The organism is Rhodanobacter sp. G1, assembly GCF_055397855.1.
This window is the reverse complement of the sequence record NZ_AP039674.1, coordinates 1,309,169-1,321,572: the sequence shown is the minus strand read 5'-3', so window position 1 is coordinate 1,321,572 and position 12,404 is coordinate 1,309,169. Positions and strand designations below refer to the sequence as shown.

General features: G+C 69.4%; 11 protein-coding genes. 7 read left to right on the top strand and 4 right to left on the bottom strand.

Features of this window, described 5'->3' with window-relative positions; genetic code table 11:
* Nucleotides 1-14: 14 nt before the first annotated feature.
* Nucleotides 15-1,526, bottom strand: a complete 1,512-nt coding sequence (locus ACZ5Z2_RS05985) for a serine hydrolase domain-containing protein (RefSeq protein WP_464761037.1) — start codon at nt 1,524-1,526, stop codon at nt 15-17.
* Nucleotides 1,527-1,644: 118 nt separating this feature from the next.
* Entirely contained in the window at nt 1,645-3,207 is a 1,563-nt protein-coding gene (locus ACZ5Z2_RS05980; protein ID WP_464761036.1) for a serine hydrolase domain-containing protein, read from the bottom strand.
* A gap of 148 nt (nt 3,208-3,355) precedes the next feature.
* Here ACZ5Z2_RS05980 and ACZ5Z2_RS05975 point away from each other — a divergent pair, with 148 nt between their 5' ends.
* The 7 genes from ACZ5Z2_RS05975 (at nt 3,356) to ACZ5Z2_RS05945 (ending at nt 9,057) form a co-directional block, all read left to right on the top strand.
* Nucleotides 3,356-3,850 (top strand): GNAT family N-acetyltransferase, encoded by a 495-nt coding sequence (locus ACZ5Z2_RS05975; RefSeq protein WP_464761035.1) that lies wholly within the window; start codon nt 3,356-3,358, stop codon nt 3,848-3,850.
* The gene (locus ACZ5Z2_RS05970; protein ID WP_464761034.1) at nt 3,847-4,419 is read left to right on the top strand and encodes an N-acetyltransferase family protein; all 573 of its coding nucleotides are present in this window, start codon (nt 3,847-3,849) and stop codon (nt 4,417-4,419) included. Before ACZ5Z2_RS05975 ends, ACZ5Z2_RS05970 begins: the two co-directional genes overlap by 4 nt.
* Nucleotides 4,420-4,564: 145 nt before the next feature.
* A complete protein-coding gene (locus ACZ5Z2_RS05965) occupies nt 4,565-5,332 on the top strand; it encodes an SDR family NAD(P)-dependent oxidoreductase (protein ID WP_464761033.1) in 768 nt (255 codons plus the stop codon).
* Nucleotides 5,333-5,439: 107 nt separating this feature from the next.
* The gene (locus ACZ5Z2_RS05960) at nt 5,440-5,922 is read left to right on the top strand and encodes a hypothetical protein (RefSeq protein ID WP_464761032.1); all 483 of its coding nucleotides are present in this window, start codon (nt 5,440-5,442) and stop codon (nt 5,920-5,922) included.
* Complete coding sequence (locus ACZ5Z2_RS05955; protein ID WP_464761031.1) at nt 5,919-6,125, top strand: hypothetical protein; 207 nt, start codon at nt 5,919-5,921, stop codon at nt 6,123-6,125. Before ACZ5Z2_RS05960 ends, ACZ5Z2_RS05955 begins: the two co-directional genes overlap by 4 nt.
* A 250-nt stretch (nt 6,126-6,375) precedes the next feature.
* On the top strand, nt 6,376-6,939 hold the full coding sequence (efpL, locus tag ACZ5Z2_RS05950) for an elongation factor P-like protein EfpL (protein WP_464761030.1): 564 nt from the start codon (nt 6,376-6,378) through the stop codon (nt 6,937-6,939).
* Between the two features lie 78 nt (nt 6,940-7,017).
* Nucleotides 7,018-9,057 carry an FUSC family protein gene (locus tag ACZ5Z2_RS05945; RefSeq protein ID WP_464761029.1) on the top strand — a complete coding sequence of 680 codons (2,040 nt, stop codon included), beginning with the start codon at nt 7,018-7,020 and terminating at the stop codon, nt 9,055-9,057.
* Nucleotides 9,058-9,111: 54 nt separating this feature from the next.
* Here the strand turns inward: ACZ5Z2_RS05945 and ACZ5Z2_RS05940 are convergent, their stop codons facing one another.
* Both ACZ5Z2_RS05940 and ACZ5Z2_RS05935 read right to left on the bottom strand, forming a co-directional pair.
* Complete coding sequence (locus ACZ5Z2_RS05940) at nt 9,112-9,672, bottom strand: ECF-type sigma factor (protein ID WP_464761028.1); 561 nt, start codon at nt 9,670-9,672, stop codon at nt 9,112-9,114.
* On the bottom strand, nt 9,669-12,401 hold the full coding sequence (locus tag ACZ5Z2_RS05935; protein ID WP_464761027.1) for a protein kinase domain-containing protein: 2,733 nt from the start codon (nt 12,399-12,401) through the stop codon (nt 9,669-9,671). The genes ACZ5Z2_RS05940 and ACZ5Z2_RS05935 overlap by 4 nt, the downstream gene beginning before the upstream one ends.
* Nucleotides 12,402-12,404 lie beyond the last annotated feature (3 nt).

The window sequence follows — 12,404 nt, the reverse complement described above, 5'->3', positions numbered from 1 at the left end:
AAATGGGTCGTGGATCAGGGTGACCGGGCCGGCACGCCGGCAACCCTGGGTGAGGCGTCTTCCGCCGCCAGCAGGTCGGCGATGCGTTCGGCCAGCATCCAATGCTCCGATGGCCCCTGGTTGCTGGTCAGCGCCACGGCGGCTCCAGTCTCCCAGACCATCTGCAGGTTCGCCGTCGTGCCCGCGTCGCCGCCCGCATGACCGCGGATGTGGCGGCCGTGCGAAACGCGGTCGCCGAACCCGGCCGCGTAGGCGCCCGGCCCCGCCGGGACTTCGCCGTCGAACATCTTCGCCAGGGTCGCCGGCTTGACCAGCCTGCCTTCGCGCAGCGCCCTGGCGAAGCGCAGCAGGTCGGCGTTGGTGGAATAGCCGCAGCCATCCGGGCTGCCATGGAAGATGACCTTCATCCAGTCCGCTTTCCAGTCGCTGGAAAACGCGCCGTCGCGGAAGTAGCCGACCGCCAGTTTCGGGGTGACGTCCTGCAGGCTGTCGAAACCGCTGGCGTCCATGCCGGCCGGGACGAAGACATGGCGCCGAACGTAGTCGAAATAGCCTTCGCCCGAGGCCTTCTCGACGATGCGGCCGAGCAGGACGTAGCCGGCATTGCTGTAGTTCCAGTCGCCACCCGGCTTGCCCAGCCTGGGCTGGCGGGCGATGAGGCCGAGGTAGTCGGCCGGGTCGACGAAGCGTTCGCGATGCCGGAAATACGCCGGAACCAGGTAGTCGCCCAGCCCCGAGGTGTGGTGCAGCAGCTGCCAGACGGTGATCTTCCCCGCCGCGCGATCCGGGTACTCGGGGATCAGCTTGGCCAGCGTGTCGTCCCATGCCAGCTTGCCGGCCTCGACGAGCTGCGCGATGGCGACGGCGGTGAACATCTTGTCGATCGAGGCGACGCGGAATTTCGTCTGTCCGTCCAGCGGCACGCCGAAGCGCCGCTCGGCCAAGCCACGGCACTCGTCGAACACCGTGGCGCCGCCATCTTCCACGCTCAGGCAGCCGGAGAAATCCTCGGTGCGCACCAGCCGATCCAGCGTGGCATGGATCAACCACCTCAGCTCGGCATGGGACACCGCGCCCGTGGGCCAGCCCGCATAGAGCGCCGGATCTTCCATGGGCACCAGATCGGCCTGCCCCAGCCTGCCGGGACGGGCCGGATCGGCGGCCAGCAGCAGCAAGCCCCGCCGGCCGCCACGGCGCGCCTTCACGGCCACCTGCAGCAGGTCGGGCTGGTGCGGGTCGATGCGCACGTCGAACACCTCCAGGCCGCCGCCGTCGCGCGCCGCCGAGACCAGGCCATCGACGAAATCCGCCCGCTCGTCCCGCGCGACGGCGGGCGACAGCACGCCGCTGGCCCAGTCACGGATCTTCGTGGGACTGTCGGTATCCACGTGGCGGATCAGCTCGGCGGCGAGCTTCCCGGCGGGCGTGCCGGGCAGCACCGTCGTGGACGCCGATGCCGCAGCCGCGCCGCAACAGGTGACGCAGGCAAGGCAGCAGACAAGGCCATGGCGGAAGATGGCGGACACGGCGGTTCCGGCAAGCTTGCGCAGCGGCGACGCTCCACGGCAGGACGACTGGATGAGGCGAGCCGGACGGGCGCTCGCCGGGGCGACAGCGCTCCCGTGGACGCAAGGCGGCATGCCGTCATTCACCGGTCGGCTCCTGCCGCGATTTGCCTGCCGCGGATCCGCCAGCCGGCTGCGCGCCTTCGGCGGCGAGCAGGTCGGCGATGTGTTCGGCGAACAACCAGGACTGGCCCTGCCCTTCGTTGCTGGTCAGCACCACCGCCGCGCCGGTTTCCCAGACCATCGCCAGATCCGCGTCCGTGCCTTCGATGCCGCCCGCATGGCCGCGGATGTGGCGGCCGTGCGAGAGCCGGTCGCCGAATCCCGCCGCGTAGCCGCCCGGGCCGGCCGGCACTTCGCCGTCGAACATCTTCGCCAGCGTGGCGGGCTTGACCAGCCGGCCTTCGCGCAGTGCCGCGGCGAAGCGCAGCAGGTCGGCGGTGGTGGAGTAGCCGCCGCCCGCCGGGCCGCCCTTGTAAGGGATCTTCATCCAGTCGGCCTTCCAGTCGCTGGAGAACGGGCCCTCGTGGTAGTAGCCGACCGACAACTTCGGGGTCACCTCGTCGAGGGCGTCGAAGCCGCTGGCGTCCATGTGCGCGGGGGCGAAGACGTGGCGCTGGATGTAGTCGAAGTAGTTCTCGCCCGAGACGTTCTCGATGATGCGGCCGAGCAGCGCATAGCCGGCGTTGCTGTAGTTCCAGTCGCCGCCCGGCTTGCCCACCCTGGGCTGGCGGGCGATGAGGCCGAGGTAGTCGGCCGGATCGACGAACTTTTCCCGATGCTCGAAGAACTCGGGGACGAGGAAATCGCCCAGCCCCGAGGTGTGGTGCAGCAGTTGCCAGACGGTGATCTGCTTCGCCGCCGCCTGGTCGGGATACTCCGGAACCCGCATCGCCAGCGTGTCGTCCCACGACAGCTTGCCCGCCTCAACCAGTTGCGCAATGGCGACCGCGGTGAACATCTTGTCGATCGAGCCGACGTGGAACTTCGTCTGGTGGTCGACCGGCACGCCGAAGCTGCGCTCGGCCAGGCCGCGGCATTCGTCGAAGATCGTGCGGCCGCCGTCCGAGACCGTCACGCAGCCGGAGAAATCCTCCGTGCGCACGAGCCGATCCAGCGCGGCATGGATCAGCCTGCCCAGCGCCGCATGCGACACCGCGCCCTTCGGCCAACCGGCATAGAGCGCCGGGTCGTCCATGGGAACCAGGTCGGCCTGTCCGAGCCGGTCGGGATGTGCAGCATCGGCGGCCAGGACGAACAAGGCCCGCTGCCCGCCGCGCCGCGCCCGCACCGCCACTTCGAGCAGGCCCGGCTGACGCGGATCGGTGCGCACGTCGAACACGTCCAGGCCGCCGCTGTCGCGCGCCGCCGAGGCCAGCACGTCCACGAACGCCGCCCTGTCGCCCGCGGCGACGGACGCCGCCAGGACGCCGGGAGCCCACTGCCGGATCTTCGCCGGACTGTCGGCATCGATATGCCGGATCAGCGCACCGGCCAGCCTGCCGACGGGCGTGTCGGGCAAGCTCGCATGCGCCGGCAGGGCCGCTGTCGCCGATACGGGAATGCTTGCCGCGAGCGCCAGCGCGCAGGCCAACAGGCGTCGGCGCATCTTGGGCAGGGTGACAGGGCTGGGTGGGTTCATCGTTGCGATCTCCGGATGGGTTCGTCGGCCGCGTAAGCGCGGATCTCGAAGCCTTGGATGCAGCGAACCGCACCGTTGGATTCAAAGCGGCACTGACGCCCGTGCCGCGGAATGGAATAATCGGGCGTCCCCGCGCCGCGAAGCCGCCATGCCGCCCTTCCTGATCCGCTCCATCGAGCCGCGCGACGATGTCGCCGTCGCCGCCATCATCCGCGCGGTGATGCCCGAGTTCGGTGCCGACGGCCCCGGCTTCGCGATCCATGACGCCGAGGTGGACGCGATGTGCGCGGCCTACGCGCAACCGCGCTGCAGCTACTTCGTGGTCGAACGCGGCAGCCGGGTGATCGGCGGCGCCGGCGTGGCGCCGCTGGCGAGCGGCGAACCTGACGTGTGCGAGCTGCGCAAGATGTATTTCCTGCCGGAAGCGCGCGGCATCGGCGCGGGCCGCGCGATGATGGCCCGTTGCCTCGACGCGGCGCGTGCGCACGGCTTCCGCCGCTGCTACCTGGAAACGCTCACCGGCATGGACGCGGCGCAGGCGCTGTACCTCGCCAGCGGCTTCGTTCGGATCGGGCAGCCGATGGGCGGCACCGGGCACTTCAGCTGCGACCGCTTCTTCATCCGCGAACTGCAGGCGCCATGACCATACGAATCGCGCGCGAGGCGGATGCCGCCGCCGTCCACGCCATCTACGCGCCGCACGTCACCGACGGCGTCGCCACTTTCGAAACCGTGTTGCCCGGCGTGGATGCCATGCGCGAACGCATCCGCGCACGGCTGCCGCAGTATCCGTGGCTGGTGTGGGAAGAAGGCGGCGACGTGCTGGCCTATGCCTACGCCTATCGCTTCCGCGAGCGCGCGGCCTACGACTGGATCGCCGAGACGTCGATCTACGTGCATCCGGCCGCACAAGGCCGCGGCATCGCACGACGGCTCTACGGCTGCCTGTTCGAGGCGATGCGCCTGCAGGGCCTCACGCAGGCCGTCGGCGTCATCACCCTGCCCGGCACGGCCAGCGTGGCGTTGCACGAAGCGATGGGCTTCGCACCGGCCGGCACGTGGCGGCGGAGCGGCTGGAAGCTGGGACAGTGGTGGGACGTCGGCGTATGGCAGAAAGAGCTGCTGCCTGCGAGCGTGCCGCCGCCGTCGCTGACGCCGTTTTCCGTCCTGGCGTCGACGGCCGCGCTCCGGAAGATCCTGGATCGGGCCTGAGAGCCTGTTCAGCGGCACCGCATGGCCCGCGATCTGCCTGCCTCCCCCGGCACTGCGCCGATCCCCGTTGCGCGCCGACCGCCCGCCTGCGCCGGAGGGCGTCGCTGCTAAAATGGTCGTTTCGTCATCCACGGGATACCCCGACATGCAGCTCGATCAGGTCAAGGCGATCATCACCGGCGGCGCCTCCGGTCTCGGCCACGCGGTGGCGCAGCACCTCGTCGCCCACGGCGGCCAGGTGGCGCTGTTCGACGTCAACGAGGAAAAGGGCCAGGCCGCCGCCAGGGCGCTGGGCGACGTCGCCCGCTTCTACAAGACCGACGTCACCAGCGAGGACGGCGTGGCCGCCAACGTGGCCACCGCGCGCGAGGCGATGGGCGGGCTCAACGTGGTGATGAACTGCGCCGGCATCCTCGGCGCGGGCCGCGTGCTGGGCAAGGAAGGCCCGATGCCGCTCTCCACCTTCGCCAGCACGGTGATGGTGAACCTGGTCGGCAGCTTCAACGTGTCCAAGGCCGCCGCCGCGGTGATGCAGCACAACGAGGCGGGCGAGGACGGCGAGCGCGGCGTGATCGTCAACACCGCTTCCGTCGCCGCCTACGAAGGCCAGATCGGCCAGGCCGCCTACTCGGCCTCGAAGGGCGGCGTGGTCGGCATGACCCTGCCGATGGCGCGCGAACTGTCGCGCTTCGGCATCCGCGTGGCCACCATCGCGCCGGGCATCTTCTGGACGCCGATGGTGGACGGCATGCCGCCGCAGGTGCAGGAGTCGCTGTCCGCCTCGATCCCATTCCCCTCGCGCCTCGGCAAGCCGGAGGAGTTCGCGCAGACCGTGGCCTTCATCCTCGGCAACCGCTACATCAACGGCGAGACGATCCGCCTCGACGGTGCGGTGCGCCTGGCCGCGAAGTAATCTTCATTCATTAGCCGAAGTCTGCTGCACGCGGCAACCCTCAAGCCAGGCAATCTCAAGGTAATTCGCCAGATCAACAGCAGCCCGAAGGGCATCAAGGAACGATCATGCAGAGCGAAGAAGATTTCCCCGCCCCTGGAACAATCCTATGGGCCATCGATGTCGACCTTGAGAAAGCCGTCTTCCGAAAAGGCGCAGCATCAAAAGCGGGCGTCGATTTTTTACGGTTTATCGACCTTGACATCCACGACCAATCCGGTCGGATTGAAGGCGACTTGGCCGACAAATATGTCGTGTCGCCAGGCCAAGGAGTCTCGCTGTATTTGAAAAAGATGATTCCGGATGGCATGGTCGCGCTCGACGATTCGCTTCGCAAGACGATCGACAAGAGCCGCCAGGTCAAAGTCCACTGGTGGTCGATCGAACTCGGCCAAACGATCCCATCTGGCCTGATCTTGAAATACGACGGCGTACCGCCAGGCCATTGCACGCTGACTGTAGACAGGCCAAAAACCGTGCGAGCCTTTCTGGAACTTGTAGCGTTAGTCAACTTCAAGCCGCTCGGTCACGAGTTTTACGGCGCCCCATGAATCCGGAGAAGATCATGATTTCAATGACCCTAACCGCAAAAGAGATAACTTATCTCATCGTCGCCATGAGAACCTATCAAGGCAAGCTCCGCGAAACCATTGACGAAGAAATGGGCGATGAATACGACGACCTTCTGATGGCAGACTATTTGTTGAAACGCCTCACTGAAGCAAAAACCGCCGCAGAAACCGCGAATGACTAGCAGACCATCGGGAACAACGCCTGGCTAGGGCGGCCAGCCGCGGCATGCCCATGTCTCAAGACGAAAGCATCCTCGGCAACCGGATATTCGATGCCACCGCCAAGCTCCGCAAGAATATTCGCCGCGCCATGCAGAACCCAAGAGGGCCTATGCTGCAACACGCAATTCCGCGCCGGATCCATCTCTCACGATGAGCTGATCGCGCCACGATAATGCAAGCTCTTTTCACACCACCAACGACTTCAAACCCATGAAAGCTTCCGACGTCAAGAAAGGCAACGTGGTAGAGCACGAAGGCACCGTGTACCAGGTGCGCGACATCGAACGCAGCTCGCCCACCGCGCGCGGCGGCAACGTCACCTTCCGCTTCACCCTCTACTCCATCCCCGGTGGCCGCAAGTTCGACCTCAGCCTGCGCGCCGACGACGACCTGAAGGAGATGGATCTGGTGCGCCGCGCCGCCAATTTCTCCTACAAGGACGGCGAGGCCTTTGTGTTCATGGACGCTGAGGACTACACCCAGTACCTGCTCGGCCCGGAACTGGTGGGCGACAACGCCGGCTACATCGTGGAAGACGTGGAGGGCTTCCACGTGCAGCTGATCGACGATGCTCCGGTGGGCCTGCAGGTGCCCACCAGCGTGGTGCTCACCGTGGTGGACACCGCGCCGGAACTGAAGGGCGCCAGCGCCACCAAGCGCACCAAGCCGGCCAAGCTCAACACCGGCGTGGAGATCCAGGTGCCCGAATACATCACCAACGACGAGAAGGTGTGGGTGAACACGTTGACTGGCGAGTTCGCCGGCAGGGCCTGATCGCAACGAGCGAAACCCGGGAGTGAGCCGCGGGCAGTTTTGCCATACTCGCCACTCCCCGGCCATCCCGCATTGCCCATGCCAGCCAGCGGCTATTCCCTGCGCGCCCAGTTCGTCGAGACGCTGACGCACATCAAGCGGCCCGACGTGCCGCTGTGGGTGGTGCTGCGCAATACCCTCGCGGTAATCCTGCCGTTGGGCGCAGGGCTGGCCACGGGGTATCCGGAAGTCGGCCTGGGCGTGGGCGCCGGCGCGCTGGACACGATGTTCTCCGACCAACCCGGCCCCTATCGCCAGCGCATGCGCCGGCTGCTGCTGGCGGCGCTGGCGGCCGGGCTGGCCGCGCTGCTGGGCTTCACCATCGGCGGCCAGTTGCTGCCGATGCTGCTGGCCACCGCCGCGTTCGGCTTCTGCGGCGGCATGCTGGTGGTGTTCGGCACGGATGCCGCGCGCGTGGGCATGACCAGCATGATCCTGCTGGTGATCGCCGCCGCCACGCCGATCGACCCCAGGAACGCCCTGCTCGCCGCCCTGCTGATCGCCTGCGGCGGCCTGCTGCTCACGCTGTTCGCGGTGGCGGCGTGGCCGCTGCAGCGCTATCGCCCGGAACGCCACGCGCTGGCAGGTGTGTACGCGGGCCTCGCCGCACTGGCGCGCCAGCCGGGCGACGACGAAAACGCGAACCCCGCGCTCACCGACGCCATGACGTCGTTGCAGCACACCCTGCTCGGCCGCTACCGCGCGCATGGCCGCGCGATGGAAGCGTTCACCGTACTGCTGGAACTGGCCGAACGCATCCGGCTGGAACTGACCGCGATTTCCGCGCTGCATGCCGACCCCGCCGCGCACGCGCGCTACCGCGAAGATGCCGCAGGCGTGCTGGAGGCCATTTCGCGTGCGCTGGAAGCCGCCGAACCGCCGCAACAGGCGGAACGCGCGCTGCAAACCTTGCGCAACGACGCCCGCTCCGCGCCCGATCGCCTGGACTCGCACCTGCGCGCGCTGGACGGCCAGCTGGCCGCCGCCGTGCGCAACACGAACTGGGCCGGCAGCCGCGGCGAACTGCGCGCGGCGGCGGAGGAAACGCAATTGCCGCGCACGCTGCAAAGCAGTTCGGCATGGGCCGCGTTGCGCGCCAACCTCACGCCGCGCTCGGTGGCCTTCCGCCATGCCGTGCGCACCGCGGTCTGCCTGAGCGCGGCGCTGCTGGCATCGCGCCTGCTCAGGCTGCCGCACGGCTACTGGCTGCCGATGACCACCGCCATCGTGCTGCGCGCGGACTTTGCCGCCACCTTCAACTTCGGCCTGTTGCGCGTGGTGGGCACCGTGCTGGGCCTGGTGCTGACCACGGTTCTGCTGCATCTCACGCCGGCGTCGCCATGGGCGCACCTCGCGCTGATGGCGCTGCTGTGCATGCTGTTCCGCTGGCTGGCCAACGCCCACTACGGCATCGCCGTGGCCGCGCTCACCGGCACCGTGGTGATCCTGCTCTCGTACGAGGGCGTCGACTCCGGCGTGGCCGTGGCCGACCGCGTGATCAACACCGTGCTGGGCTGCGGCATGGCGATGGCCGCCTACCTGATGTGGCCGACCTGGGAGCGCGGCCGCGCGCGCGGCGCTTTCGCCGAAATGCTCGAGGCCTACGCCGGCTACCTGCGCGCGTTGGCCACGCCGGAACGGCGCGAGGCCCAGCGCGAAACGCGCAGCCTGGCGCGCACCGCCCGCAGCAACGCCGCCGCCTCGCTCGAACGCATGCGCACCGAGCCGGGCACGCCGCAGGCGCTGCTGGAACTGGCGCGCGCCCTGTTCGCCAACGGCAACCGGCTGGCGCGCACCGCGATGGCGCTGGAAGCCCTGGGCGACGGGGCCTGCCCGCGCGCCACCGCCTTCAACGGTTTCGTCGCCACCTGCGCGGATGCCGTGCAGTCCACCGCCACGGCCCTGCGCGAACAGCGCACCCCCGACAACCTGCCCGACCTGCGTGCCCTGCAGCAGGCCTTGTCCGCCGGACTGGAACCGTCCGGCGCACCGGGCCACGGCGAGGCGCTCGTCCAGCTCAGCGACCGCCTGACCAACAACATCAACACCCTGGCCCACGTGCTGCGGCGACAAGGGTAGAACCGGATCGGGCCGTTTGCCGGATCGCGCTTCCGGCAGGCGCCCGAGGCTTCCTCACCCCACCAGTTCGCGCTGCAGCCAGGCCCGCGCCAGCCGCCATTCGCGCTGCACGGTGCTGGTGGAGATCTCCATGGCCAGCGCGATCTGCTCCACGCTCATGCCCATGAAGAAGCGCATCGCGACGATGTCCGCCTGGCGGCGATCCAGCGTGGCCAGCATGTCCAGGCATTCGACCAGGGCGCTGTAGTCCACGCCGTCGGACAGCTCCATCGAGATTTCGGTGAGCTGCAGGCGGTCGGCTTCGCGCGGGCGCTTGGCGGCGTTGCGCCGGCGCGCGGAATCCACCAGCACCTCGCGCATCGCGCGCGCCGCCACGCCCAGCAGGTGGCGGCGGCTCGCCCAGTCCGGCGGCTTGGTGCCGCCGAACACCTTGAGGTAGGCCTCGTTGACCAGCGCGGTGGCGCTGAGCGTGCGCTCCATCTGCTCGTTGCCGAGCTGCGCCCGCGCGATGCCGCGCAGCGCGTCGTACATCTGGCGCAGGGCTTCGTTCAGTGCGTCGGGATCGCCGGCCTGCGCGTCGCGCAGCAGCCGGGTCACCTCCACCGTGTCGTTCAATGCTTCGCTCCCGATTCGCCTGCCGCCTGCTCGGCGGCGCCCTCCGGCACATCGTGACACGGCGACGACGGCGAATCGACTGCCAGCGCCTCGCCGCGGCAATGGCCACCCGGCTGCGGCGCCCCGCGCGCCGGCCCGGCAAGTTCGGCCACCGCGGCTGTTCCGCCTTGCGCCTGGCGCAACCTGGCGTCCAGCAGGGTGGCCTCGACCAGGCCCGGATCGGTCGGCGCGACCCGGCGCGTGCGGTTGAAATCCACCAGCTGCGCCAGCCACTGCGCCGCCTGTTTCGTGTTGCGCTCAAGCAGTGCGGCGTCGCCCAGGCCGGCCAGCGCGCGCCCCCAGGCATTGGGCATCTCGTGCGGGCCCTGGGTGCCCATCTGGGTCAACGCCGCGCCGAATCGCTGCGCGGCCTCGGCTGCGCTGCCGCGCGCCAGCGCCGCTTCGCCCAGCACCACCAGGGCGTTGCTGCGGTTGTCCCTGGCCCAGGCCAGGCCGGTGCGCGCGCGTTGATCCAGTTGCGCCAGCTGCGGCTGCAGCAGGACATCGGCATCGACGGTGCGCCCCAACTGCACGTACACCTTGGCCAGTTCGGTCAGCGTGTACAACTGGAAATCGGGCGACACCCGCGCAAAGGCCTCCGTGAGCCTGGCCGAGCGCTCCAGCGCATCGCGCGCATCCGGCAGGTCGCCGCCCTGGGCCAGCGCCACGCCGAAATAGGTGAGCATGCCGGACATGCCCGGGCCGACCGAGCCGACCTGCCTGTCGTAGTCGGCGATCGAGCGGCGGTACAGCTGCAGCGCGCCCGCGGGATCGTGCCGCATCGAGACCAGCGCCAGCACGAAGCGGTAGTAGACCAGCGCCGGATCGTCCTTGGCGTACAGGCGCTGCGCCTCGCCCAGCGCGTCCCGCGCGCTGGCGACCGCGTCGGCGGATTCATCCATCGCGCCCTGGGCCATGGCCAGCACGGCGCGGGCCTGCAGGTGCAGTTCGCGATCCGACGCCGGGTTCGCCGCGAGCCGGGCAAGTATCTGGCGCGTCTCGCGCGCGATGGCCGCGGCGCCCATCTGCGTGCCGCCGAGCTGGTTGTACAGCAGGTTGATGCGCACGCGCAGGATCTCGTCGGCATGATCGCCGGGCGCCTGTGCCAGCAACGCCATGGCCTCGCGATCCAGCGGCACCGCCGCGGCCAGGTTGATCACCGCGGAATAGGCGCGCCCCAGCGCGGCCAGCACCCGCCCGCGCTCCAGCACGGTGGCGTCGTAGGAGGCCTGCAGCTTGCGCGCCTCCTCCAGCAGCGGGATCGCCTGCCCGCCCAGGCCCAACTGGTTGTAGGCGCGCCCCATCGACAGCAGCAGGCTGACCCGCACCGGCGCGGCGATGTCCTTGCGCGCCATCAGCGTGGCCGCACCGCGATCCAGCACGGCGCGCACCGTGAGGTTGCTGCCGTGCGCGTGGGTGGGATCGGCGTTCTCGAACAGGTTCTGCAGGAAGCCGGCGATGGCGGCGGTCTTGTCGCGTTCCAGCTCGAGCCGCCGCAGTTGCTGCATGCGCTGCACCGCGAAGGTCGCCAGCAGCGCCAGCACCAGCGCCGCCGCGCCCATGGCCAGCGCATGCCGGCGCAGGTATAGCCGCGCGCGATACCAGACCGCGCCGTGCCGCGCGCGCACCGGTCGCGCGGCCAGGAAGCGCCGCAGGTCGTCGGCCAGCGCGTCCACGCCGGCATAGCGCTCGCACGGGTCGCGCCGCAGCGCCTTCATCACGATGGCGTCAATGTCCGCCGACACCTCGCGCCGCTGCGGCGCGGCGCCGGCCTGGCGCAGGCGCCGGCTCGGCGACAGCAGCTTGCCGGTGTCGATGGCCTGCGACAGGCTCACCGGCGACACCTCGTCGTCGTCGCCGAACGGGCGCACGCCGCATACCAGTTGGTACAGCACCACGCCCAGCGACCACACGTCGGCGCCGGTGCCCAGCGGCCGGCCGCGCAACTGCTCGGGGCTGGCATAGGCCAGGGTGAGCGCGCGCATGTCGGTGCGCGTCTGCGTGGCGGCCACGCCGCCCACGTGGTCGAGCAGCCGGGCGATGCCGAAATCCAGCAGCTTGGGTTCGCCCTCGTCGGTCACCAGGATGTTGCCCGGCTTGAGGTCGCGGTGGATCACCAGCCGCTGGTGCGCGTAATGCACTGCCGCGCACACCTTGAGGAACAGCTCCACGCGCTCGCGCAGCGGCAGTTGCTTGTGCTCGCACCAGCGGTCGATGCGCTCGCCCTGCACGTATTCCAGCGCGAGGAACGAGCGGCCGTCGCGGGTGGTGCCGCCGTCGATCAGGTGCGCGATGTTGGGATGGTTGAGCGTGGCGAGGATGCGCCGCTCCTCCGCGAAGCGCCGCAGCGGCTCGCAGCCGGGGGAGGCCTTGGTATGCAGGAACTTGATCGCCACCTGCTGGCGCAGCTCGTCCGGCGTGCCTTCGCCCAGCGAGCGCTCGGCCAGGTAGACCACGCCGCCGCCGCCCTCGCCCAACTGGCGTAGGATGCGGTAGCCGCTGTTGCCTGCCGCGTTGATCGTGGTGCCCACCACCTCGGGCACCACGGCGAGCCGCGGCAGGGTGGTGCCCACAGTCGCCTCGGCGGCCTCCAGCATCCAGCGCACTTCGTTGCGCAGGGTGTCGTCATCGCCGCAGTTCGCGGCAACGTAGTGCTCACGCTCCGGCTCGACCAGATCCAGCGCCGCCAATGC

Coding starts and splice junctions, on each gene's coding strand:
- ACZ5Z2_RS05980 (WP_464761036.1), bottom strand. CDS start 3,207: ATGAACCCACCCAGCCCTGTCACCCTGCCCAAGATGCGCCGACGCCTG.
- ACZ5Z2_RS05975 (WP_464761035.1), top strand. CDS start 3,356: ATGCCGCCCTTCCTGATCCGCTCCATCGAGCCGCGCGACGATGTCGCC.
- ACZ5Z2_RS05970 (WP_464761034.1), top strand. CDS start 3,847: ATGACCATACGAATCGCGCGCGAGGCGGATGCCGCCGCCGTCCACGCC.
- ACZ5Z2_RS05965 (WP_464761033.1), top strand. CDS start 4,565: ATGCAGCTCGATCAGGTCAAGGCGATCATCACCGGCGGCGCCTCCGGT.
- ACZ5Z2_RS05960 (WP_464761032.1), top strand. CDS start 5,440: ATGCAGAGCGAAGAAGATTTCCCCGCCCCTGGAACAATCCTATGGGCC.
- ACZ5Z2_RS05955 (WP_464761031.1), top strand. CDS start 5,919: ATGAATCCGGAGAAGATCATGATTTCAATGACCCTAACCGCAAAAGAG.
- efpL (WP_464761030.1), top strand. CDS start 6,376: ATGAAAGCTTCCGACGTCAAGAAAGGCAACGTGGTAGAGCACGAAGGC.
- ACZ5Z2_RS05945 (WP_464761029.1), top strand. CDS start 7,018: ATGCCAGCCAGCGGCTATTCCCTGCGCGCCCAGTTCGTCGAGACGCTG.